The organism is Mesorhizobium sp. M0663 (assembly GCF_040320585.1).
Classification (GTDB): domain Bacteria; phylum Pseudomonadota; class Alphaproteobacteria; order Rhizobiales; family Rhizobiaceae; genus Mesorhizobium.
The window spans coordinates 163,527-185,821 of record NZ_JAMYPX010000003.1 but is presented as its reverse complement, the minus strand read 5'-3'; the positions used below and the strand labels follow the sequence as shown (position 1 = coordinate 185,821).

18 protein-coding genes are annotated in these 22,295 nt (G+C 62.4%); 5 read left to right on the top strand and 13 right to left on the bottom strand.

Translation table 11 applies throughout. The features are described from left to right. Positions 1-84 precede the first annotated feature (84 nt). The gene (locus NKI54_RS07330) at positions 85-1,341 is read left to right on the top strand and encodes an Hsp70 family protein (protein ID WP_352576959.1); all 1,257 of its coding nucleotides are present in this window, start codon (positions 85-87) and stop codon (positions 1,339-1,341) included. 5 nt (positions 1,342-1,346) lie between these two features. On the opposite strand, the gene NKI54_RS07325 is transcribed toward NKI54_RS07330, so the two are convergent. Then, positions 1,347-2,249 (bottom strand): LysR substrate-binding domain-containing protein, encoded by a 903-nt coding sequence (locus tag NKI54_RS07325; protein ID WP_352576957.1) that lies wholly within the window; start codon positions 2,247-2,249, stop codon positions 1,347-1,349. A gap of 279 nt (positions 2,250-2,528) precedes the next feature. Here NKI54_RS07325 and NKI54_RS07320 point away from each other — a divergent pair, with 279 nt between their 5' ends. Genes NKI54_RS07320 through NKI54_RS07310 form a run of 3 tightly spaced genes read left to right on the top strand, consistent with a single transcriptional unit; the run spans position 2,529 to position 7,137 of the window. After that, entirely contained in the window at positions 2,529-5,459 is a 2,931-nt protein-coding gene (locus NKI54_RS07320; RefSeq protein ID WP_352635739.1) for a molybdopterin oxidoreductase family protein, read from the top strand. Next, the gene (locus NKI54_RS07315) at positions 5,456-6,190 is read left to right on the top strand and encodes a 4Fe-4S dicluster domain-containing protein (RefSeq protein WP_023676944.1); all 735 of its coding nucleotides are present in this window, start codon (positions 5,456-5,458) and stop codon (positions 6,188-6,190) included. Before NKI54_RS07320 ends, NKI54_RS07315 begins: the two co-directional genes overlap by 4 nt. 11 nt (positions 6,191-6,201) lie before the next feature. Continuing rightward, entirely contained in the window at positions 6,202-7,137 is a 936-nt protein-coding gene (locus tag NKI54_RS07310) for a dimethyl sulfoxide reductase anchor subunit family protein (protein WP_023676943.1), read from the top strand. Between the two features lie 2 nt (positions 7,138-7,139). Here the strand turns inward: NKI54_RS07310 and pdeM are convergent, their stop codons facing one another. From pdeM to NKI54_RS07285, 5 genes are all read right to left on the bottom strand, one after another. Further along, positions 7,140-7,856 carry a ligase-associated DNA damage response endonuclease PdeM gene (gene pdeM / locus NKI54_RS07305; protein ID WP_023676942.1) on the bottom strand — a complete coding sequence of 239 codons (717 nt, stop codon included), beginning with the start codon at positions 7,854-7,856 and terminating at the stop codon, positions 7,140-7,142. After that, positions 7,853-10,375 carry a ligase-associated DNA damage response DEXH box helicase gene (locus NKI54_RS07300; protein WP_352635742.1) on the bottom strand — a complete coding sequence of 841 codons (2,523 nt, stop codon included), beginning with the start codon at positions 10,373-10,375 and terminating at the stop codon, positions 7,853-7,855. Before NKI54_RS07300 ends, pdeM begins: the two co-directional genes overlap by 4 nt. Positions 10,376-10,442: 67 nt before the next feature. Further along, the gene (locus NKI54_RS07295) at positions 10,443-11,354 is read right to left on the bottom strand and encodes a C40 family peptidase (RefSeq protein WP_502896642.1); all 912 of its coding nucleotides are present in this window, start codon (positions 11,352-11,354) and stop codon (positions 10,443-10,445) included. Continuing rightward, a complete protein-coding gene (locus tag NKI54_RS07290; RefSeq protein ID WP_023676939.1) occupies positions 11,317-11,667 on the bottom strand; it encodes a MarR family winged helix-turn-helix transcriptional regulator in 351 nt (116 codons plus the stop codon). Before NKI54_RS07290 ends, NKI54_RS07295 begins: the two co-directional genes overlap by 38 nt. A gap of 69 nt (positions 11,668-11,736) precedes the next feature. Beyond that, the gene (locus NKI54_RS07285) at positions 11,737-13,101 is read right to left on the bottom strand and encodes a leucyl aminopeptidase family protein (RefSeq protein ID WP_352455133.1); all 1,365 of its coding nucleotides are present in this window, start codon (positions 13,099-13,101) and stop codon (positions 11,737-11,739) included. 122 nt (positions 13,102-13,223) lie between these two features. Here NKI54_RS07285 and NKI54_RS07280 point away from each other — a divergent pair, with 122 nt between their 5' ends. After that, positions 13,224-14,045 (top strand): tetratricopeptide repeat protein, encoded by an 822-nt coding sequence (locus NKI54_RS07280; RefSeq protein ID WP_023676937.1) that lies wholly within the window; start codon positions 13,224-13,226, stop codon positions 14,043-14,045. Positions 14,046-14,161: 116 nt separating this feature from the next. Here NKI54_RS07280 and NKI54_RS07275 read toward each other — a convergent pair whose 3' ends face one another. The 7 genes from NKI54_RS07275 to cpaB are packed head-to-tail and all read right to left on the bottom strand — an operon-like array spanning position 14,162 to position 22,198. After that, on the bottom strand, positions 14,162-15,178 hold the full coding sequence (locus NKI54_RS07275) for a type II secretion system F family protein (protein ID WP_352635744.1): 1,017 nt from the start codon (positions 15,176-15,178) through the stop codon (positions 14,162-14,164). A gap of 9 nt (positions 15,179-15,187) precedes the next feature. Further along, entirely contained in the window at positions 15,188-16,201 is a 1,014-nt protein-coding gene (locus NKI54_RS07270; RefSeq protein WP_023676935.1) for a type II secretion system F family protein, read from the bottom strand. Between the two features lie 29 nt (positions 16,202-16,230). Then, entirely contained in the window at positions 16,231-17,739 is a 1,509-nt protein-coding gene (locus NKI54_RS07265) for a TadA family conjugal transfer-associated ATPase (protein ID WP_352455132.1), read from the bottom strand. A gap of 29 nt (positions 17,740-17,768) precedes the next feature. Beyond that, the gene (locus NKI54_RS07260; RefSeq protein WP_352455131.1) at positions 17,769-19,052 is read right to left on the bottom strand and encodes a CpaE/TadZ family protein; all 1,284 of its coding nucleotides are present in this window, start codon (positions 19,050-19,052) and stop codon (positions 17,769-17,771) included. Positions 19,053-19,107: 55 nt separating this feature from the next. Further along, positions 19,108-19,842 carry a CpaD family pilus assembly protein gene (locus tag NKI54_RS07255; RefSeq protein ID WP_023676933.1) on the bottom strand — a complete coding sequence of 245 codons (735 nt, stop codon included), beginning with the start codon at positions 19,840-19,842 and terminating at the stop codon, positions 19,108-19,110. A 14-nt stretch (positions 19,843-19,856) separates the two neighbouring features. Next, the gene (locus NKI54_RS07250; protein ID WP_023676932.1) at positions 19,857-21,386 is read right to left on the bottom strand and encodes a type II and III secretion system protein family protein; all 1,530 of its coding nucleotides are present in this window, start codon (positions 21,384-21,386) and stop codon (positions 19,857-19,859) included. Further along, entirely contained in the window at positions 21,383-22,198 is an 816-nt protein-coding gene (gene cpaB / locus NKI54_RS07245) for a Flp pilus assembly protein CpaB (protein ID WP_023676931.1), read from the bottom strand. The genes NKI54_RS07250 and cpaB overlap by 4 nt, the downstream gene beginning before the upstream one ends. Between the last annotated feature and the right edge of the window lie 97 nt (positions 22,199-22,295).

Genomic DNA, 22,295 nt, shown 5'->3' with positions numbered 1-22,295 from the left:
TCCGAGGGTATGGGTTAGACCGCGACCCCCGGCCCGGCCGGACACGAGCTGCTGCTCCCCAAATCAGAAATACAGGAACGCACGATGCGACCAGCATTCGCCGGGATCGACTTCGGCACTTCGAATTCCACCGTAAGCGTGGTCAGGAACGGGCAGCCGCGGCTGGTGGCGTTGGAAGACGGCCAGGTCACGCTGCCCAGTGCGGTATTCTTCAATTTCGAGGACAACCGCACCTATTTCGGGCGACGCGCCCTTGCCAACTATACGGACAGTATCGAAGGCCGCCTGATGCGCTCGTTGAAGAGTGTGCTCGGCAGCTCGCTCGCCCACGAAAAGACGCGCATCAAGGCGCGCTCGATCGGCTTCATGGAGATTGTCGGCCTGTTCGTCGGCCATCTGAAAAAGAAGCTGGAAGAAGAAGCCCATGACGCGGTCGACAGCGTCGTGCTGGGACGGCCCGTGCAGTTCGTCGACGACGATGCCGAGGCCGACGCCAAGGCCGAGCACGAACTCGAAAATGCCGCTCGTGCCCACGGCTTCAAGCACATCGCCTTCCAGTTCGAACCGATTGCCGCGGCACTCGACTACGAACAAAAGGTGACGCGCGAGGAACTGGCGCTGATCGTCGACATGGGCGGCGGCACGTCCGACTTCTCAATCGTGCGGGTTTCGCCCGAGCGCGCCCGCTCGCTTGACCGCAAGGACGACATCCTGGCCAGCCGCGGCATCCACATCGGCGGTACCGACTTCGACCGGCTGTTGAGCATCGCCCATGTGATGCCGCAGCTCGGCCATCTCTCACCGACCAAGGATGGCAAGCGTAATCTGCCGGCGAGCTACTTCATCGACCTGGCGACGTGGCAGCGCATCAACCTGGTCTATACCGCAAGGGCGATGACGCATCTGCGCCAGATCCGCTATGAGGCGGAGCGCGCAGACCTGGTCGACCGCTTCATCCACATTGTCGAGCATCGTTACGGCCACGCGCTGGCGGCGCTGGTCGAAAAGGCCAAGATCGAGCTGACGGACCGATCGTCGGCCGATGTCGAGGTCGCGCTGCCGGAGGTGAGGTTCACGGCAGAAATCACGCGCAAGGGTCTCGAAGCCACCATAGCCAGGGACATTGAGCGTGTTGCGGCTACGGTCGAGCAGACCATCCGCGACGCACAGGTGAAGGCCTCGGATATCACCGCGGTGTTCTTGACCGGCGGATCGACCGCGATCCCGCTGGCCAGGCAGCAGATCCTGGCGCTGGTGCCGCAGGCGTCGGTAATCGAAGGCGATGTGTTCGGCTCGGTCGGGCTTGGGCTGGCGCTCGATGCGCAGCGGAAGTTCGGCTGATCGGCTTAAAGCGGCGCGGATCTGTCAGCTTTGCCGCCAAGATGCGCCTTGAGCGCCATCTGGGCCAGGCTTGGCTGCCGGTCGCGATGCGTGATCATGGCAAATTCGCGCTTCGGCAGATCGACCGGCACAGAACGCAGGCTGCCTTCGGCGACCGCGCGCGCGACGACGAGTTCCGAGATGATGCTGGCGCCGGCGCCGGCCTCGACCGCCTGGCGAATAGCCTCATTGCTCGGCAATACCAGGAATATCTGCAGGTCCGCGAACGAAATCCCGTCGCGTCGGGCAAGGTCCTCCAGCGCCTCGCGCGTGCCCGACCCGCCTTCGCGAATGATCCAGCGAAGCCCACCAAGGTCGGGATGTCCAGGCGAAACTTCCGCGATCTCAGGGTGCGAGCGCGCCACGACCAGCATCATGCGATCGATATCGACCTTGGCACGCCGCAAAATGTCGGATTCGGTGCGCCCCTCGACCAGGCCAAAATCGGCTGCGCCATCAAGTACATAGGTCTCGACCTGCCTGGTGTTGCCAATGCTCACGCTCAGCCTGACGGCAGGATAGGCTTCGTGGAAAGAGGCGAGCCGGCGCGGCAGCCAATAGCTGGCGATGGTCTGGCTGGCAGCGATCGAGAGACTGCCTGATATTGTTTGCGAGACATTCTCCAGCACATTGTGGGCGGCCGCAGCCCGCTCGAGGACCGCCTTGGCCTCGGGCAAGAATCGGCGTCCGGTTTCGGCAAGCTCGATGCTGCGGCCGACGCGGTTGAACAACTGGACGCCATGCTGCTGTTCGAGCGAGCGGATCGCGGCGGATGCGGCCGACTGTGAGATGCCCAGCAACTCGGCCGCTTTGGTCATGTGCGCCCGTTCGGCGACGGCGACGAAGATCCGCAACTGGTCCAGGGTCATTCCGACACTAAGAAGCAAATCCGATTGGAATTACAAGAGCAAGTTGTTAGACGGATCGGTTGCTTTGTTCTAAATTTTGGCCCGAAATTGGAAAAAAGTCGCGCCAGAGCAGTCGAGGGTAGAATTGGTGGGGCGGTTCAAATCGGTGTTTGCGCACTGGACCCGCAGCCTGCGGCGGCGGCTCTTGGGTGAACGCTATCGGCCGGAAGAGCATTACATGCGCGGCCCCGGCCCGAAGACGAGAGCCAAGTTCGCGGAGCGCAAGAGCATCACCGGATCATGACCAACAACCTGCTGCGCGGAGCCAATTCGGCACCATCACAACGGCCGCTTGCCGATACGCGCGCCCCCGCTGAAGGCGACGGCGTCGATACTTCGCCTGATGTCTCCGACAGCATCGCCAAGACCACCTGCTATATGTGCGCCTGCCGCTGCGGCATCGACGTCCATATCAAGGACGGCAAGGTCCGCTACATCAACGGCAACAAGGATCACCCGGTCAACCGCGGTGTGCTGTGCGGCAAGGGCAGCGCCGGCATCATGCAGCATTACAGCCCGGCCCGGCTGAAGAAGCCGCTACTGCGCACCGGCCCGCGCGGCTCGGGTGAGTTCCGCGAAATCGAGTGGGAGGAAGCCTTGTCGATCGCGACAGAACGGCTTTCGAACATCCGCCGAACCGATCCGAAGAAACTTGCCTTCTTCACCGGGCGCGACCAGTCGCAATCGCTGACCGGCTGGTGGGCGAGCCAGTTCGGCACGCCGAACTTCGCGGCCCATGGCGGTTTCTGCTCGGTGAACATGGCAGCCGGCGGCCTCTACACGATTGGCGGTTCGTTCTGGGAGTTCGGCGAGCCCGACTGGGACAACACCAAGTATTTCATGCTGTTCGGGGTTGCCGAAGACCATGATTCCAATCCGATCAAGATCGGCCTCGGCAAGCTCAAAGCGCGCGGCGCCAAGGTGGTTTCAATCAATCCCTGCCGCACCGGCTATAATGCAATTGCCGACGACTGGATCGGCATCCGGCCCGGCACCGACGGCCTGTTCGTATTCGCCCTCATCCATGAATTGCTGAAGGCTGGCCGCATCGATCTCGAGTACCTCTTGCGCTACACCAATGCCCACATCCTGGTCGTTCAGGAGCCTGGAGCTGTCGATGACGGGCTGTTCATGCGCAATGGCGACGGCAATCCGCAGGCTTGGGACAGGGTGGCGAAGACGCCTGTCGACGCCGGCGATGCCGACGCGAAGCCCGCATTGACCGGCAGCTTTCTCGTCGACGGCCGCCGCTGCGTGCCGGTCTTCCAACTCGTCGCCGACCGTTATCTGGACGAGAGCTATTCACCGGACGCCGTCGCTGACCGGTGCGGCATCTCCGCCGACACCATCCGACGCATTGCCGCAGAACTCGCCCATGTCGCCTTCGAACAGCAAATCGAACTGCCGGTGGCCTGGACGGACTGGGCTGGCCGCCGGCACGAGACCATCAAGGGTCGGCCGGTGTCGATGCATGCGATGCGCGGCATCTCGGCCCATTCGAACGGTTTTCACTCTTGCCGGGCCATTCATCTGCTTCAGGTGCTTCTCGGCACGGTGGACGTGCCGGGCGGCTTCCGCTTCAAGCCGCCTTATCCGCGGTCCGCGCCGCCGGGTCCCAAGCCAGCCGGCAAGAATGTGAAGCCGATGACGCCGCTCGAGGGCATGCCGCTCGGCTTCGTCAGCGGACCGGGGGACCTGCTGATCGATGAAGCCGGCAAGCCCATTCGTATCGACAAGGCCTACTCCTGGGATGCGCCGCTGGCCGCACACGGGCTCATGCACACGGTTATCCGCAACGCCTGGGCCGGCGATCCCTACACGATCGACACTCTGTTCATGTACATGTCCAACATGGCTTGGAACTCGTCGATGAACACCGTCGATACGATGGCAATGCTGACCGATATCGATGAGTCAGGTGAGTACAAGATCCCGTTCATCATCTATTCCGACGCTTATTATTCCGAGACCGTGCCTTTTGCCGATCTGGTGTTGCCGGACACCACCTATCTCGAGCGGCATGACTGTATCAGTCTGCTCGACCGCCCGATCAGCCACGCCGACGGGCCGGGCGACGCTATCCGCCATCCCGTTGTCGAGCCGGATCGCGACGTCAGGCCGTTCCAGACGGTGCTGATCGAACTCGGCGCGCGGCTAAGCCTGCCCGGCTTCGTCGATGACGATGGTTCCGCCAAATACCGCGATTATGCCGACTACATCGTCAATCACGAGCGCACGCCAGATGTCGGTCCGCTCGCCGGCTGGCGCGGCAAGGACGGGGCCTCGGTCGGCAAGGGCGAGGTCAATCCCGACCAGTTGCAGCGCTACATCGACAATGGCGGCTTCTGGCACCAGGACTTCGCCGCCGATCAGCGCTACTACAAGATGGCCAACCGCTCGTATCTCGAATTCGCTGAGAGCATGGGCTTCATGCCGAAGGCCGAGCCGATCGTCTTCCAACTCTATTCGGAGCCGATGCAGCGCTTTCGCCTTGCGGCGCGCGGCCATGGCGGGGTGCTGCCGCCGGAGGCGGAGCGCGGCCGTATCGAGACCTATATGGATCCGCTGCCGTTCTGGTACGCGCCCTTCGAAGAGGCTGCCGTCGATAGCCAAGCCTATCCGCTCCACGCGCTGACGCAGCGGCCGATGCACATGTACCATTCCTGGGGCGGGCAGAATGCGTGGCTAAGGCAGATCACCAGCCAGAACCGGCTGTTCGTGCACAATCGGACCGCCGCCAGCCTCGGGCTTGTCGATGATGACTGGGTGTGGATCGAGAGCATCAACGGCAAGGTCAAAGGACAGATCAAGCTGGTCGACGGCGTCAACGCCAATACGGTGTGGACCTGGAATGCGATCGGCAAGCGTCGCGGCAGCTGGGGGCTGAAGGATGAGGCGGCCGAATCCAATCGCGGCTTTCTACTCAACCACATCATCGGCGACCAGACCTCTGCCGATGCGAATGGCAAACATTATTCGAATTCCGATCCTGTCACCGGCCAGGCGGCATGGTTCGACCTGCGCGTGCGCATCGTCAAATGCGCAGACGAGGAAGCAGGCTTCACCGAACCGCAGTTCGAGCGGTTCCGACAGCCGCCGCATTTTGAACCCCCGCCCGATAAGCTTAGTTTCGGCGCCGAATTCCGTCGGGAAAGAGAAGCTGCCAAATGACTTGCCTTCCCACCCACACCGACAAGAAGCTCGGCCTTGTCATCGATCTCGACACCTGCGTCGGCTGCCAGGCCTGCGTTACCGCCTGCAAGGAATGGAACACCGGCGGCCACATGGCGCCGCTGACCGACATCGACCCCTATGGCGGCAATGTCGACGGCGTCTGGTTCAACCGCGTGCACAGTTATGAGCACATGACCGAGATGGGTGGGCGCACGGTCAATTTCCCACGCTCCTGCCTGCACTGCGAGACGCCGGCGTGCGTCACGGTCTGCCCGACCGGCGCCTCCTACAAGCGGGCGTCGGATGGCATCGTGCTGGTCGACGAGGACAAATGCATCGGCTGCAAACTGTGCAGCTGGGCCTGTCCCTACGGAGCGCGCGAATTCGACACCAATGTCGGCGTGATGAAGAAATGCACGTTGTGCGTCGACCGCATCTACAACGACAATCTGGCGGAAGAAGATCGCGTGCCCGCCTGCGTCGCTGCTTGCCCGACCAGCGCGCGGCATTTTGGTGATCTGGGCGATCCGGCATCCGCTATCTCGCAACTGGTGGCCGAGCGCGGCGGTGTCGATCTGATGCCGGAAATGGGCTATAAGCCGACCAACAAATATCTGCCGCCACGTGCCCACACCACCCGCGCCGCATCGGTGCCGGCGCCAGCGCTTGAAGCGGTGCAGGCTGAAGGCGGCTTCCTCGGCTGGGTCGACCGCATGCTTTCGAACTGACCCGTGCCTTCATGCATCCAGCCTTCTCCGTCGTCTTTTTCACCACGGCCACGGGCGCCGGTTACGGCCTGCTCGCGCTGCTTGGCGTGCTCGCCGGACAGGGCTTTATCCCGCCCGATTTCTGGCTTGGCCTCACCGGCATGGGGCTGGCGCTTGGCCTGATCTCGACAGGCCTGCTGTCGTCGGCCGGCCATCTCGGCCGGCCCGAACGCGCCTGGCGTGCCTTCTCGCAATGGCGTAGCTCATGGCTGTCGCGCGAAGGTGTTGCCTCGGTCGCCACCTTCGTGCCGGCGGGGTTGTTCGGTATTGGCTGGGTGGTCCTCGGCCGTACGAGCGGCTGGGCGGCTGTCGCCGGGCTGCTCGCTGCCATCGGCGCGGTCGCAACCGTCTGCACCACCGGCATGATCTACGCGTCGTTGAAGCCGATTGCCCAGTGGCACAGCCGCTTCACCCTGCCCGCCTACCTGGTCTTTTCGGCGATGACCGGCAGCGTACTGCTCAACGCCCTGCTGCAGGGATTTGCCGCAGGCTCGAATATGCTTCTGGCGGCTGCCCTGTTGCTGACCGCGCTCGGCTGGGGTTTGAAGCTGGCGACCTGGCGATACAATGACAGGCTGGAGATCCCGACCAATGCCAACACCGCAACCGGGCTTTCCGGCGGCACGGTGCGGTCGCTGGAATGGCCGCATACCGAGGAAAACTATCTGCTCAAGGAGATGGGCTTTCGCATTGCGCGCAAGCACAGCGCTAAACTCCGCCAGATCACGCAGGTGCTGGCCTTTGCTTTGCCCGCGTTGCTGCTGGTCGCGGCGTTCGCCTTGCCGTGGCCCTATGCGGCAGCACTGTCGATACTCGCCGCAATCGCCCAACTCGCCGGAATGCTGGTCGAGCGCTGGCTGTTCTTCGCCGAGGCCAAGCACACGGTCACTTTGTACTACGGCAGGTAGGTTCAGCCCGGCCTGAGCATCGCGTGGGAAATCGCGAAAATGCGCTCTGTGCCAAGCATATAGGCCATCAGCGTTTCGCGGCGGAACAGCCCGGCATAGGCGCGATCGAGCACGTTGAGCGAGCCGGTATAGGCGCCGAAAGCCGGCATGATCATGCGGCCGCCATCGCCGGCAAAGCAACGACGCCGCACCGAACGGCCTTGCTGCACGATGCGGGCGCAAGGATGCAGGTGGCCTGATATCTCGCCTTCCACTCTCACCGCCGAAGGCTCGTGCCGGAAGAGTAGCGAGCCTATGGCCAGCTCGCGCACGGTCTCGCCTGGCAAGTCGGCCGGCGCTTCTGGATCATGATTGCCGGCGACCCAGAACCAGTCGCGCCCGACCATCAGCCCTTCCAGCCTTTGGCGAAAGCTCGCGTGCATACGTGCGGCGCCGCCGCCATCGTGAAAACTGTCGCCCAGGCTGATAACGATCGCAGGCTGATAATCGGCGATCACCGCCTGTAGCCGGAGCAACGTCGCACCGGTGTCGTAAGGTGGGACCAGCGTGCCGCGCCTGGCCAGTGATGAGCCTTTTTCCAGATGCAGGTCGGATACGGTCAGAAGCCGGAATTCGGGAAAATAGAGCACGCCGCGACGGTCGCAGATCGCGCGTTCGCCGGCGATACGGACAGCGCCCGCATCCGCCAGAGGCGCAGCCATGGCCAGCGCGACAGTCATTTCGTCCCCATGGCCTCCTCGACCAGCGTGGCTGCATCCATCAGCAGCGTGTCATCGGCCTCGCCGTGCACCGGCATTTTGCCGATCTCGAGCATGATCGGCACGGCGAGCGGCGATATCTGCTCGAGGTTCTTATGCATGATTCGACCTTGGACGCGCGAGAGCATCTCGGCAAGTCTGCTGACATCCAAGAGACCGGTCGCGGCATCGGCACGCGTCGCCTGCAAAAGGATATGGTCGGGCTCGTGGCTGCGCAGCACGTCGTAGATGAGATCCGTCGACACGGTTACCTGGCGGCCGCTCTTCTCCTGCCCCGGGTGGCGTTTCTCGATCAATCCCGAGATCAGCGCGCAATTGCGAAAGGTGCGCTTCAACAACCAACTGCCGGCGAGCCAGGCTTCGAGGTCGTCGCCCAGCATGTCCTGATCGAATAGCGCAGCCAGCGACGGTTTCTTCGCCCTGAACATATGGCCCATATCGGCCAGCGACCATATGGCAAGCGCATAGTCGGTGGCGACGAAGCCGAGCGGCTTGGCTCCCCCCCTGTCGAGGCGGCGGGTGAGCAGCATGCCGAGCGTCTGGTGCGCCAGCCTGCCCTCGAACGGATAGGCCACCAGATAGTGGCGGTTGCCGCGCGAAAAGGTCTCGATCAGCAGATCGTCGCGTTTCGGCAGCACCGACTTGTCGGCCTGGAAGCGTAGCCAGTCGGCGACCTGCTCCGGCAGCTTCTTCCAGCGCTGCGGATCGTCCAGCATGGCGCGGACCTGTTCGGCCAGGTACGTCGAAAGCGGGAATTTGCCACCACCGTAATACGGCACCTTGGCGTCGCTGCCGGGTGCATTCGAGACAAAGCACTCATTCTCGCGGATACCTTCGAAGCGCAGCACCTTGCCGGCGAACATGAAGGTGTCGCCATGCGTCAGCGTTTCGAGGAACGCCTCCTCGATCTTGCCCAGAACCCGGCCGCCACGCGAAGCCGCGCCTCTGCTGCCGGCCTGGACGTAGCGGACGTTGAGCGCCGGCACTTCGATGATGGTGCCGACGTTGAGCCGGTATTGCTGGGCGACGCGAGGATTTGAGACCCGCCACAGTCCGTCCTTGTTCAACCGGATGCGGGCATAGCGCTCGTAGTTCTTTAGCGCATAGCCGCCAGTGGCGACGAAATCGATGACGCGATCGAATGTCGGGCGATCGAGATCGGCATAGGGTGCTGCCGTCCGCACCTCCTCGAACAGCGCATCGGCATGGAACGGCGCACCGCAGGCACAGCCCAGCACGTGCTGCGCCAGGACGTCGAGCCCGCCATCGACCAGCGGCGGCGTATCCTGGGCACCGAGATAATTGGCGTCGAGCGCCGCCCTGCATTCCAGCACCTCGAAGCGGTTGGCCGGTATCAGGATCGCCTTGGACGGCTCGTCCATACGGTGGTTGGCACGGCCGATGCGCTGCGCCAGCCGGCTGGCACCTTTCGGCGCGCCGACATGGACGACCAGGTCGACATCGCCCCAGTCGATGCCGAGGTCGAGCGTCGACGTGGCGACGATGGCGCGCAGGGCGTTCTCGCCCATTGCCTTTTCGACACGCCGGCGCTGCGCGACGTCGAGCGAGCCGTGATGCAGCGCGATCGGCAAGGTCTCCTCGTTGACCCGCCACAACTCCTGGAACAGCAACTCCGCCTGGCTGCGCGTGTTGACGAACAGCAGGGTTGTCTTGTGGCGCTTGATCTCGTTGTAGATTTCCGGCGTTGCGTAGCGGGCCGAATGTCCCGCCCACGGCACGCGCTCCTCCGAATCGAGAATGGAGATGTCGGGCTTGGCGCCGCCAGTGACGACGATCAGTTCGGCCATCGGCCCCGGTGGATTCTGGCTGACCAGCCAGCGCCGCAATTCGTCAGGCTCGGCGACCGTCGCCGACAGGCCTATCGTCTGCAGGGCGGGCATAAACGAGCGCAGCCGGGCCAGCCCGAGCGACAGGAGATGCCCGCGCTTCGAGGTCACCAGCGAATGCAATTCGTCGAGCACGACATAGCGCAGGTCCTCGAAGAAGCGCCTGGCATCGGGCGCGGCAATCAGCAGCGCCAATTGCTCGGGCGTGGTCAGGAGAATGTCGGGCGGCGCCAGCTTCTGCCGCTGGCGCTTGTGTGCGGGCGTGTCGCCGGTGCGCGTCTCGACGGTGACCGGCAGCCCGATTTCTTCGACGGGTTTGCCGAGATTGCGCTCGATGTCGACGGCCAGCGCCTTCAGCGGCGAGATGTAGAGTGTGTGGATGCCTCGATGCGCCTGCCCCGGCCTTCTCCTCGGTCGGCCGGCCAGTTCGGTCAGCGATGGCAAGAACCCGGCCAGCGTCTTGCCGGCGCCGGTCGGGGCGATCAGCAATACCGACTGCCCACCCTGGGCTTTGGCCAGCAAATCGATCTGGTGGGCGCGCGGCGACCAGCCCTTTTCCGCAAACCATTTGACGAATGGCTGGGGCAGGACGACGGCGGCATTCTGTTGGGCAAGGCGCGGCTGCTCTGTCACGCGCCAGAGGTAGCGCGGCGACGCGCAATCGCCAAGCAGAATCAGAACAAAAGGTGATCGATTCGCGTTACGGCCGGCGAAACCCGGTCGGTCCGCCATAGAGATAGCCGATACGGGCGACCGCCTCCCCCAGTCCTTCACGCGACACCAGCATGGTGTGGCCGTTGGCGTGGATCATGGTCTCCGGATCCGTCATGATCGCGACGTGGCCTTTCCAGAAGACCAGGTCGCCGCGCCGCAACCCGGCAAAATCCGGCCCGGGTTCGAGCGGCTCGCCGACGGTCGCCGCCTGCATGTCGGTGTCGCGCAGCACTTGCCTGCCAGCCATGTGCATTGCAAGTTGCACGAGACCGGAACAATCGATGCCGAAGCCGGAAACGCCGCCCCACAGATAGGGCGTGCCGAGAAACGCCTCGGCGACCGCGACGTAGTCGGGGGCAACCTCGGCGACAGGCCTGAGATGGTCAGATATGACCGCCTCGCCGGATGGCAGCAGAGCATAGTACGTGCGGCGTGTTTCAGCCGCGCCTTTCACTGTTACCGCCGATCCCATCGAGAGTTGCCCGCTGATCGGGAACCGCAAATCCGGTCCCGGATAGAGGAAAGTGCGCGGCACCGAGACAACATGCGTGGGCGCATGGTCCCGACCGCCCAGCACAGTGTCGGCGACATAGCCGACATAGCCGTCGCGCTCGGCCTGTATCCAGGCCCAGCCCTCAACGTCCTCGAAGACGAGGACGTCTTCGCCGAACAGAAGCTGGGTATCGACGCCGGCATCCGGGCGCGGAGCCTTGCGGACATCGGCCACGGAGGCTGATATGCGAGCCGGCCGGCCGGCGACGAAACGGTCGGCGGAAACCTCGCCTTTCAGCCTGGCGTCGGCGAGATCGGAGCGGAAGGCATGGAGGCGGGCATCGCTGGCGGTCAAATCGGCAACTCGTTCAAATGGGCAACTCTTGGGCTCTGGCAATGATAACATCGCCAAAGCGCTCGACAAAGAGCGCGCCTTCGACTGTACGCCTGACCAGCACGTTGCGCTTGTCGAGCTCGTCGCGATGGCGCGACACCAGTTTCAGCGCCCCCATCGTATCGAGCGCACGGGTGATCACCGGCTTGGTGACGTTGAGGCGGGCGGCTAACCCCCGCACCGTGTGTGGCGGCGGATCGAGATAGATGGTGAACAGGATCGCCGTCTGGCGCATGGTGAGATCGGGCGCGTCGTCGCGCACCTCCGACAGCACCACCTGTTGCCATAGTCGCAACGCTTGGCTTGGACGCATGATAATCGACATCCGTCCAGCATGTCGGAAAATTGTTTCGGTTCCGTTTCAGTCAATACCTTCGTCGGCTATGTCCTAGAATCAGCCGTAGCGGTTCGAAATGACCTGCTCCAGCGCCCGGATGCCTTGCGCTTCGCCACCCGCAAGGCCGTGCGGGCGGTCGAACGGGTTCCAGGCGAAGATGTCGACATGCGCCCAGCCGGCGGTCTTTTCGACGAAGCGCTTCAGGAAAAGCGCCGCGGTGATCGAGCCGGCGAAACCGTCCGACGTGACGTTGTTGATGTTGGCCACCTTCGACGCCAGCTTGGCGTCATAGGGCTTCCACAACGGCATGCGCCATAGCGGATCCTCGACCGCAACGGAGGCGTCCGCCAGCTCGGATGCAAGCGCCTCGTCACCGGTGTAGAACGGCGGCAGGTCGGGACCGAGCGCAACACGGGCAGCGCCTGTCAGCGTCGCCATATCGACCAGCATCTGCGGCTCTTCGTCATCGGCCAAGGCCAGGGCATCGGCGAGCACCAGCCGCCCTTCGGCGTCGGTGTTGCCGATTTCGACGGTGATGCCCTTGCGGCTCACCAGCACGTCGCCTGGCCGGAAGGCATTGCCGGCTATCGAATTCTCGACAGCCGGGATGAGCACGCGCAGCCGAACCTTCAACCCGGTGGCCATGATCATGGAAGCGAGACCCAGCACGTTGGCAGCGCCACCCATGTCCTTCTTCATCAAAAGCATGCCCGAGGACGGCTTGATGTCGAGACCGCCTGTATCGAAGCAGACGCCCTTGCCGACCAGCGTTATCTTGGGGGCATTGTTCGGCCCCCAAATCATGTCGATCAGGCGTGGCGCGTCGGCAGAAGCCCGACCGACGGCGTGGATCATCGGAAAGTTGGCGGTAAGAAGATCGTCGCCTTTGGTCACCGATATTTCGGCCTTGTGCGTCGCGGCCAAGGTCCGGGCGGCCTTCTCCAACTGCCCGGGGCCCATATCGCTGGTCGGCGTGTTAACCAGATCGCGCGCCAGGAAAATGCCATCGGCGAGGCGGCGGATGCGGGCGGCGTCGGTGCCTGCCGGCAGCGCGAGGCGAAGCGTCTTGCCTGGCTTCTTGCCGTAGCGGGTGAAGACATAGCCGCCGAGCGCCACGGCGAGTGCCGTAAGCTCCGGCTTGGCCGGTGCGGACGCAAAATGCCACTCGCCTTCGGGCAAGGCTCTCGCTAGTGCGCCGATGGCCAGTGCGCCCTCGCCATCACCGGTGCCGAACAGGGCTCCGGCAATCGCGCCGTTGTCGCCAGGCACGATGAGCGTCCTGCCGGCCTCGCCGGAAAAGCCGTTGGCCTTGGCCCAGGCGACCGAGGATGGCGCAAGGCCCGACGCCGCCAGAGCATCCTTCGCCACCAGATGGACCGGCAGCGCATTGCTCAATTCTTTCTCGACGAGTTCGACAGGCATTCGCTGGCCTCCGGCTTCCGAGTCGACGTTTCTTAACTCTCCGTTAGGGTTAACAGAATATTTCTGCGGGAGGAAAGATGACCTCGCAAATGGTCACGCGCATGAACGGAGCCCTGGTGCCGATGCCGACCAACCGCAGGATGAACGCCAGCGCAAATAGGCTGATCAGCACGGCGTTGATGATGGCGCTTGCCGCAGGCGTCGCTGGCTGCGGAACCAGCAAATTGACGACTGGCTCGATTTCTCGTCCAAGCGGCAAGCCGCTGGAAACAATGTCGGCGGGCGAACTGCACAACGCTACGATGGCGCTTGGCCAGTCCTATTCGAAAAACCCCAGCGACAAGCGGATCGCGACAAATTATGCCGCGGCGCTGCAGATGGACGGCGACGCAGACCAATCGCTTGCGGTGATGCGCAAGCTGGCGATCGCCCTGCCGAAGGACCGCGACGTGCTCGCCGCCTATGGCAAGGCGCTTGCCGCCAACGGACAGTTCGAACCGGCTCTCGATGCCGTGCGCCGCGCGCAGACCCCTGAATATCCTGATTGGAAACTGGTGTCGGCGGAAGCTGCCATTCTCGACCAGCTCGGCCAAAAGGACGAGGCGCGCCAAGGCTATCGCAAGGCGTTGGATCTCAGGCCAAACGAACCGTCGATCCTTTCCAATCTCGGCATGTCGTACGTGCTGGAAGGTGATTTGCGCACGGCCGAAACCTATATGCGCTCAGCCGCCCAGCAGCCGAATGCAGATAGCCGCGTCCGCCAGAACCTTGCGCTGGTCGTCGGTCTGCAAGGCCGTTTCGACGAGGCCGAGAAGATCGCCTCGCAAGAGCTGTCGCAGGATCAGGCGCAGGCTAACGTCGCTTACCTTCGCCAGATGCTGGCGCAGCAGAATGCCTGGAGCCAGCTCAAGGACCAGGACAAGGCAAAGCCCGCCACCAACTGACCGCTTCGAGCGCCGAACCGGCGCGCGAATTCCGCAACATGTCTAACGCAAAGAGCCGCGCTGCACCGGCAGCGTGGCTCTGAATCGTATCAGCGTTTCTGGCAACGCCGCTGGCGCTACTCGCTGCTGGATTTCGGCTGGTCGCCAAAGATGCCGCGCTGGCTCACCTGGATGCCGGCGGGACCCAGAATAATGGCGAACAGCACCGGCAGGAAGAACAGGATCATCGGCACGGTGAGCTTCGGCGGCAGCGCGGCCGCCTTCTTCTCGGCGGCATTCATGCGCATGTCGCGGCTCTCACTGGCAAGCACCCGCAACGCATGCGCCACGGGCGTGCCGTAGCGCTCGGCCTGAACCAACGCCTGGGACACCGACCTGACGGATTCCAGGCCAGTTCGGCTTGCAAGGTTCTCGTAGGCCTGCTTGCGCTCCTGCAGATAGGAAAGCTCGGCGTTTGTCAGGATGAATTCTTCCGCCAATGCCACCGATTGCGCGCCGATCTCATCGGCGACCTTGCGAAGCGCCGCTTCCACCGACATGCCGGACTCGACGCATATCAGCAACAGGTCGAGCGCGTCCGGCCACGCCATCTGAATCGATTGCTTGCGCTTGGTAGCGCGGTTGTTGACGTAGAGCACGGGCGCGTAGAATCCCGCATAGGCTACCACGATGCACACGAACAGCTTCACGAAAAGCGGCTGCTCGGGCAATCCGCCGAGCACGAACAGATACACCGCCGCCAATGCAAAGCCGATGAAGGGCAGGACGAGACGGAAGAAAAGGAAGCGCGTCAGCGGATTTTGCCCGCGAAAACCCGCCACTTTCAATTTCTGCAAGGTACCTTCATCCGCCAGCGCACGCCTGAGATCCAGGCGATCGACAATATTGCGCATGCCGACCGACTGTTCTTCGCGCAGGCCCTTGCGGCGGCGGTCGGCTTCGACTGCCAGCCGCGCGCGCTGCTTGGCGCGCAGCTCATCGCGCTCCAGCGCTACGGATTTCATGCGCGCCTTGAGCTGGTTCCCGCCAAAAGCGGGCAGCAGCGTGAAGACGGTCGCAAACACCGCGATACCGACCAGCAGTGCGATCAGCAGGGACGGGTCGGTGAGAGTTCTGATGACGTGATCGGTCATACGCGAGTCCTAGACTTCGAAATTCATCATCTTGCGCATTACCAGGACGCCCATCGACATCCAGATGCCGGAACAACCGAGGATCAGATGGCCGGTGCTGGTGATGAAGAGGGGCATGATGTAGTTCGGGCTCGTCAAATAGACGAGAAAGGCGACGACGAAAGGCAACGCGCCGATGATCACGGCGGATGCCTTGGCTTCCATGGACAATGCCTGGACCTTGGCTTTCATTTTCTTGCGGTCGCGAAGCACGCGCGAAAGATTGCCCAGCGCTTCGGAAAGATTGCCGCCGGCCTGAGACTGGATCTGGATGACGATGCCGAAGAAGCTCGCCTCGGTGCACGGCATCGTTTCTGGCATGCGCATGGCCGCGTCGGGGATCGACAAACCCATTTGCTGCGAATCGACGATGCGGCGGAACTCGGTCTTGACCGGCTCGGGGGATTCGTTGGCGATCAGGCGCACGGCATCGTTCAGCGGCAGGCCGGATTTTACCGCACGCACAATGATATCGAGCGCGTTCGGAAATTCGTTGAGGAACGCCTTGACGCGGTGCGCGCGGCGAAACGAGACGAACCAGCGGGGCAGACCCAAGACGCCGACCAGCAGCGCAGCCGGCAAAACCAGCAACGGTGCGCCGATGAAATAGACAAGAGCCGTCAAGACGACGCCGCAGACCGCCGAGTAGACATAGAAGCGCTCAAGCGAGATCTTCATGCCGGCCTGACGGATTTGGATCTTCAGCGGTGGTTTCTTGACCAGGCTCTGATTGGACTTTTGCTTTTGATCGAGATCCTTCAGCGAATCCTGGACGGACTTGCGACGCTTGGCCGCTTCCGCCACGCGATCGCGCGACGCCTTGACGACGGAACGATCCGTCTCGGCGGTCTTGATCGATTCAAGCCGCTTGCCGACCTGCTTCTCGGTGCTGATCCGGTTGAACAGGAAAGCATAGGCCACAGCGCCGGCGCTGAAGCCGGCGAGCACGACGAATGCCAATACGGTGCCGTCAATTCCGAACATCGACCCTGGCCCCCACGCTTCCAGACGGATCAATCAGCGCGTTTCTCCATCGCCTCGAGCGCAACCGCGAGGCGCTGCTCCTCACCGTAGTAGCGGGCGCGCTCCCAGAAATGCGGACGGCCGATGCCAGTCGACACGTGCTCGCCCAGCAGCCTGCCGTTCGCGTCCTCGCCCTTGATGTTATAGAGAACGATGTCCTGGGTGATGATGACGTCGCCTTCCATGCCGATCACCTCGGTGATGTGGGTGATACGCCGCGATCCGTCGCGCAGGCGTGCAGCCTGTATGATTACGTCGACGGAGCCGACGACGATTTCGCGCACGGTTTTTTGCGGCAGCGTGTAGCCGCCCATGGCGATCATCGACTCTATACGGTTGAGGCATTCGCGCGGGCTGTTCGAATGGATCGTTCCCATCGAGCCGTCATGGCCGGTGTTCATCGCCTGCAGCAGGTCGAACACTTCGGGTCCGCGCACTTCGCCGACGATAATACGTTCGGGGCGCATGCGCAGACAGTTCTTGACCAGGTCGCGCATGGTCACTTCGCCCTCGCCTTCGAGGTTGGGCGGACGGGTTTCGAGACGCACCACATGCGGCTGCTGCAATTGCAGCTCAGCTGAGTCCTCGCAGGTGATGACGCGTTCTTCGCGGTCGATATAGTTGGTCAGGCAATTGAGCAGCGTCGTCTTGCCTGAGCCGGTACCGCCCGAGATGACAATATTGCAGCGGACACGCCCGATGATCTTGAGAATCTCGGCCCCTTGCGGAGAAATCGAGCCGAACTTGACCAGCTGGTCGAGCGTTAGCTTGTCCTTCTTGAACTTGCGGATGGTAAGTGCGGTGCCGTCGATAGCCAGGGGCGGTGCGATGACGTTGACACGGGAGCCATCAGGAAGACGCGCATCGCAGATCGGGCTTGATTCATCGACGCGGCGGCCAACCTGGCTGACGATACGCTGGCAGATGTTGAGGAGCTGCTGGTTGTCGCGGAAACGGATGCCGGTCTGCTCGACCTTGCCGTTGACTTCGATGTAGACGTTCTTGGAGCCATTGACCATGATGTCGGCAATATCGTCGCGGGCAAGCAGTGGCTCCAGCGGCCCGTAGCCTAAAACGTCGTTGCAGATATCCTCGAGAAGCTCTTCCTGCTCGGCGATGGACATCGCGAAATTCTTGATCGCGATGATGTCGTTGACAATGTCGCGGATTTCCTCGCGCGCGCTTTCGGGATCGAGTTTGGCGAGCTGCGACAGATCTATCGTATCGATGAGTGCGGCGAAGACCTGGCTTTTGGTGTCGTAGTAGGTTTCGCTCTTTTGGCGCTGGATACTTTTCGGCTCCGGGGCCAATGGCGGCGGCTCGACCGCACGGCGAACCGCCGGCGCGGCAGGCGCGCCGGATGGCGGCAGCGCCGCCGACCTGGCAGTTACAGCCGCTTCCACAGGGTTTGCGGCCGCCGGCGCAGCAGGTGCGGGTGCTGGCTGACGGAATTCCGGAATGGTCCGGTTGCCGTCGTCGCTGCCTCTTTTACCAAACATGATCGCTTACCAATTCCACCGCTGAGGCATCACTTCTTGTTGCGCGAAAGCTTGCCGATCAGATTGCCGAGGCCAGCCTTTTTCTTCACCTTGATTTCGCTGCGCCCTGTCAGCACATGGGCGATCTCGTTGATCGTGGCGACAACCGGATTCTTGGCATCCATCTCACCGAGCATACGTCCGTTGTTGGCAGCATTTCCGAACAAAAGCGGCTCGAACGGGATGACCGACATCGGCGAAAGGCCGAGCGATTCGGAGAAGTCGGACGGCGTAATCTCAGGACGTTTCGGCACACCGGCCTGGTTGATCACAAGCTTTGGCGCGGGATCGTTCGGACGAAGCCGCTTCAGCATGTCGACCAGGTTCTTCGTGTTGCGCAGATTGGCCAGTTCGGGCGTCGCCGTGATGACGATCTCGTCGGCCTTGACCAGCGTGTTCTTGGTCCAGCCGGCCCACACGTGGGGAACATCGAGCACGAGGAGCGGCGCGCTACGCTGGGCTATGTCGATAAGCTGGGTGAAGGCGTCGGGATCGAAATCGTAGACCCGCTCCAGGGTCGAAGGGGCCGCAAGCAGCGACAGGTGCTCGGCGCATTGGGCGAGCAGCCGGTCGAGATAGACCTCGTCGACGCGTTCCGGCGAGAAGACTGCCTCGGCAATGCCTTGCGCCGGATCCTGGTCGAAATTGATATTGGCCGTTCCGAAGGCGAGGTCGAGATCGGCGACAACCACTTCGGATTTGAAAAGGGACGACATGGCCCAGGCCACATTATGGGCTATGGTCGAGGAGCCGACGCCGCCTTTGGCGCCGATGAAGGCAATCGAGCGGCCGATCGGCTCCGCTTCCGGATCAACGAAGATCGAAGACACCACGCTGACGATGTCGGCCATCGATACGGGCGCGATGACATACTCGGAAATGCCCGAACGAATGAGTTCGCGGTACAGGCCGACATCGTTGTAGTGGCCGACAACCACCACCTTGGAGGTCGGGTCACAATGCTCGGAGAGCTGGGCGAGTTGTTCAAGCAATAGCTTCGGCTCGCTGCGCGATTCAAGCAGGATCAGGTTCGGTGTCGGCGCCGACTGATAGAATTCGATAGCGGTAGGGATGCCCCCCATATGCACCTTCAGATGGGCCTTGGCCATGCGGCGATCCTCGCCGGCGCGCTCGACCGGATTGGCTACGCCTTCGGTCTCGCAAAATGCCTGGATCGAAATGCGCGGGATCGGCCGCAACGCCTGCATCGCGGCAATATCCTGCTCCGAGGTTTCGCCGCCCGGTACCTCTGTGTCATAGGCAAGATTGCTCATTGTCATCACTTTCCGTGACTTGCGCGGCTTAGGGTTTGTTGAGCCTCAACACTCGTTAATATTCGACTTCCGAATTGCCGAGGAATTCGTCCGAAATACCTCTGTCACGATAGACGTCGATCACCGCGCCGCGATTTTCCGCGTCGATCGGGGTCGGCTTGCGTGGCCCGATCAAATCGGACGGATTGGCCATCTGGGCAGCCAGGTTGTTCTGATACGAACAGCCGAAATCGGCATAGTGCTTGTTTTCCGAAGTCTGCAGCAGGTCTTCGGGCCAGCGCCCGCATTTATCCGTCTGAGCCTTCACCGAGACGTAGGCAACACGGATCGGTGCGGACGCTTCGGCCGAAACAGACTGATAGGACCGCATGGCGATCCGCTTCCGGCTGATGCCGCTGGCTATGGCCAGCCTGGCGAAATCGCGGCCGGCCACGGCCGCTGCGATTTCGTTGGCTGAGCCGCTCGGAATCTCGATCGTCAGCACCGGAGCCGCGCTCCTGTCGTATCCGTCCAGGAAGCCCAGGAGCGTGTCACGCTGGGATCTGGTCATGCCACGGTCGCCGGCGCCGACCGGAAGGTCGATCTTCTGTATCTTCTCGGCTATGACGATCGGATGGGTGGTGCGATAATCGTCCGGTATGGCACCCACCGTGACGCTGTCGCGATTGGCGCAGCCGGCCAGCAATGCCGCCACCGCGATCGCCATAATGGGAACGGCCGGCCGCCAGATTCGCGAATGGACCGACCGCGTCGCGGTGATCGCCCGTGCCTTCGATGCTGCCTTAGACATGACCGCTTCCCCGCTTACTTGTAGATAAAGCCGACAACGCCGTGGTAACGGCCGTTGGGCTTGTCGGTCTGCATGGTGCCGTAGACACGGTTGACGCGGCCAAGGAAGATGCCGGCGCCATCGCTGGCGGCGTTGAAATTGTCATCCGGCTTGGCAAGATCGTTGCGCGCCACCGGCTTCACCAGATAGGGCGTAATGATGATGACGAGCTCGGTCTCGTTGCGAACGAAATCCCTGCTGCGGAACAGCGCGCCAAGCACTGGAATCTTTGTCAGACCAGGTAAGCCGTTGACGGCTTGCCTGAGATCATCGCGGACAAGGCCGGCAATCATCATCGAGCCGCCCGAAGGCAGTTCCACTGTTGTGTCGGCCAAGCGCTTGCGGAGCGACAGGGCATTCATGCCCGGGCTTGTTACGCCTTCGGACAAAGACACAGACCCCTCCGTTGTCGGCTCGGAAACCGAGGTTCTGACTTTCAGGCTGATACGGCCGGGAGACAGCACCACCGGCTGGAATTCCAGGCCAATGCCGTATTCGATCTTCTCGACCGAATACGTCTTCAGACCGGTCTGGTTATCGTTTGATACGGCTTGGGAAACGCTGGTCACCATGTTGTATTCGCCGCCAACCTTGAAGGTCGCCTTCTCGCCGGATACGGCCGTCAATGTTGGTTCGGCGAGGGTTTTCATGACACCGGACTGTTCCATGGCATTGATGTAGGCCTGCAGCGTCGAGCTCCCGATAGAGAGGCCCGAGTTCGACAGCGACTTGCCCAAACCAGTGAAATTGTCGCTTACCGCGCCCCAGCTGATGCCGTTGCTGCTGCCGTTGCCCACCATGTTGACGCCGAGCTGCTTCATCACCGAGCGGCTGACTTCCGCGACCGTTACCTTCAGCGTCACCTGGTCGTCGCCGATGATCTGCAGCAGGTTGACGATCTTGCTGACGCGGCGCTCGGCATCTGGGTTATCGATCGCGACGCCGGCTTCAGCCGAACCGCCGGCAGCGGTCTGCGAATATTGACCCGTGGTCGCCTCGCCGCCGGACACGAAAATGGTTGCCAGATCGGCCGCGCGCTTGGCGTCCAGAGGAGTGTCCACGGTTCCGGTCAGAACGACGTTGTCGTTCAGCAACTCGACCTTGACCTCCGATGACGGGATGAAGCGCTTGATATAATCCTCCAGCCCGGCGACGTCACGTTCGACCGCTAGGTCAAGGCTGACGATCTGCTCGCCATTCGGGCCAAAGACGAAGATATTGGTCTCGCCGACCGCCTTTCCAAACAGATAGATGCGCCTGGCGGTGCGGGTCACCGCGTCGGCTACAGCGGGGTTGGCGACGAGAATGTCGTAGGCATCGCTCGGGAGGTCGATGACCACCGACTTGTTCAGTCCGAGCTTGACCCGCTGGGTGGCGGTCGAAGCCGTCACCCTGGCGTTGTCGCCTGCTGCGCTGGCACAGAGAACGCCATATGCATTCGTTCCAAGGAAAAGCAGGCCGATCGCCGCAGCCAGCGTGACCGGCAATTTGGTTTTTAGCCTCATTTCCTCGCCCCCACTTCGGAAACTTCGCCCGACTTGATCAACCGCACGGTTCCGCGCCGGCCATTGCCGGAAACCAGGTAATCGGCTTCGCCCACATTCTTGTCCTGACTGTCCTTGATCGAGCGCAGCGCCAATGTCAGGCGATCCGCCATCTGCTGTGCGACGGTGATGATCTCGGACTGCTGCGGCGTCAGTTCCAGGGTGGCGGTCTGGCCAACCCTGGTCTTCTTACCTTCCTCGTCCTCCTGAATGGTCTGGTCGATCGCCAGGACGCGAATGTTCTTCAGGATAGTTTCGGTCGTGAAGCCCGGACCACCGCCATTGGCGGGATCGGCTCTGCGGGTCATGATGACGTCGACGAAATCGTTGGGAAGAATAAAGCCACCGGCCGAGGTGTCGGCCGAGATGCTTGTGGCAACGGCCCGCATGCCGGAGGGCAGGATCGACGACATGAAGCTTTGCCCTTCACCGATCAGCTTCGAGCGCCGCAGCGGCTCGCCGGCGTAGAGCGCCACGCGAGCGACGGCGCCCTTCAGCTTGTCCAGCGCTTCAGGCTCGGCGGCGCGGGTGATGAAATTTGCGTTGATGCCGGCGGACGGCCATGACTCCCAGGAAATGTTGTTTTCAAGCGGACTGCCCATCGGAACGTCGCCGGAAAGAACAAGCACATCCTGCAGCGCGATCGCCGGCGCCTGAGGACCGGAATCGACAACCGGAGGCGGCGGAGCCACGACCATGTTCTTCGCGACATAGCCTGCACCACCGGCCGCGGCTATCGCCACGCTCAGAATAATCAATCGGGATGCTGGCATCTGTCCGAACCTCGCCTTGGCAAACCACGTAGCCAAGCGGGACTTTGCAGCGGCAATCGTCAAAACAAGGTTAATGTTATACTTACGATCGTGATTA

Excerpts from the sequence above, each read along its gene's own strand:
- NKI54_RS07330 (WP_352576959.1), top strand. The coding sequence starts at position 85 with ATGCGACCAGCATTCGCCGGGATCGACTTCGGCACTTCGAATTCCACC.
- NKI54_RS07325 (WP_352576957.1), bottom strand. The coding sequence starts at position 2,249 with ATGACCCTGGACCAGTTGCGGATCTTCGTCGCCGTCGCCGAACGGGCG.
- NKI54_RS07320 (WP_352635739.1), top strand. The coding sequence starts at position 2,529 with ATGACCAACAACCTGCTGCGCGGAGCCAATTCGGCACCATCACAACGG.
- NKI54_RS07315 (WP_023676944.1), top strand. The coding sequence starts at position 5,456 with ATGACTTGCCTTCCCACCCACACCGACAAGAAGCTCGGCCTTGTCATC.
- NKI54_RS07310 (WP_023676943.1), top strand. The coding sequence starts at position 6,202 with ATGCATCCAGCCTTCTCCGTCGTCTTTTTCACCACGGCCACGGGCGCC.
- pdeM (WP_023676942.1), bottom strand. The coding sequence starts at position 7,856 with ATGACTGTCGCGCTGGCCATGGCTGCGCCTCTGGCGGATGCGGGCGCT.
- NKI54_RS07295 (WP_502896642.1), bottom strand. The coding sequence starts at position 11,354 with ATGTTATCATTGCCAGAGCCCAAGAGTTGCCCATTTGAACGAGTTGCC.
- NKI54_RS07290 (WP_023676939.1), bottom strand. The coding sequence starts at position 11,667 with ATGTCGATTATCATGCGTCCAAGCCAAGCGTTGCGACTATGGCAACAG.
- NKI54_RS07285 (WP_352455133.1), bottom strand. The coding sequence starts at position 13,101 with ATGCCTGTCGAACTCGTCGAGAAAGAATTGAGCAATGCGCTGCCGGTC.
- NKI54_RS07280 (WP_023676937.1), top strand. The coding sequence starts at position 13,224 with ATGCCGACCAACCGCAGGATGAACGCCAGCGCAAATAGGCTGATCAGC.
- NKI54_RS07275 (WP_352635744.1), bottom strand. The coding sequence starts at position 15,178 with ATGACCGATCACGTCATCAGAACTCTCACCGACCCGTCCCTGCTGATC.
- NKI54_RS07270 (WP_023676935.1), bottom strand. The coding sequence starts at position 16,201 with ATGTTCGGAATTGACGGCACCGTATTGGCATTCGTCGTGCTCGCCGGC.
- NKI54_RS07265 (WP_352455132.1), bottom strand. The coding sequence starts at position 17,739 with ATGTTTGGTAAAAGAGGCAGCGACGACGGCAACCGGACCATTCCGGAA.
- NKI54_RS07260 (WP_352455131.1), bottom strand. The coding sequence starts at position 19,052 with ATGAGCAATCTTGCCTATGACACAGAGGTACCGGGCGGCGAAACCTCG.
- NKI54_RS07255 (WP_023676933.1), bottom strand. The coding sequence starts at position 19,842 with ATGTCTAAGGCAGCATCGAAGGCACGGGCGATCACCGCGACGCGGTCG.
- NKI54_RS07250 (WP_023676932.1), bottom strand. The coding sequence starts at position 21,386 with ATGAGGCTAAAAACCAAATTGCCGGTCACGCTGGCTGCGGCGATCGGC.
- cpaB (WP_023676931.1), bottom strand. The coding sequence starts at position 22,198 with ATGCCAGCATCCCGATTGATTATTCTGAGCGTGGCGATAGCCGCGGCC.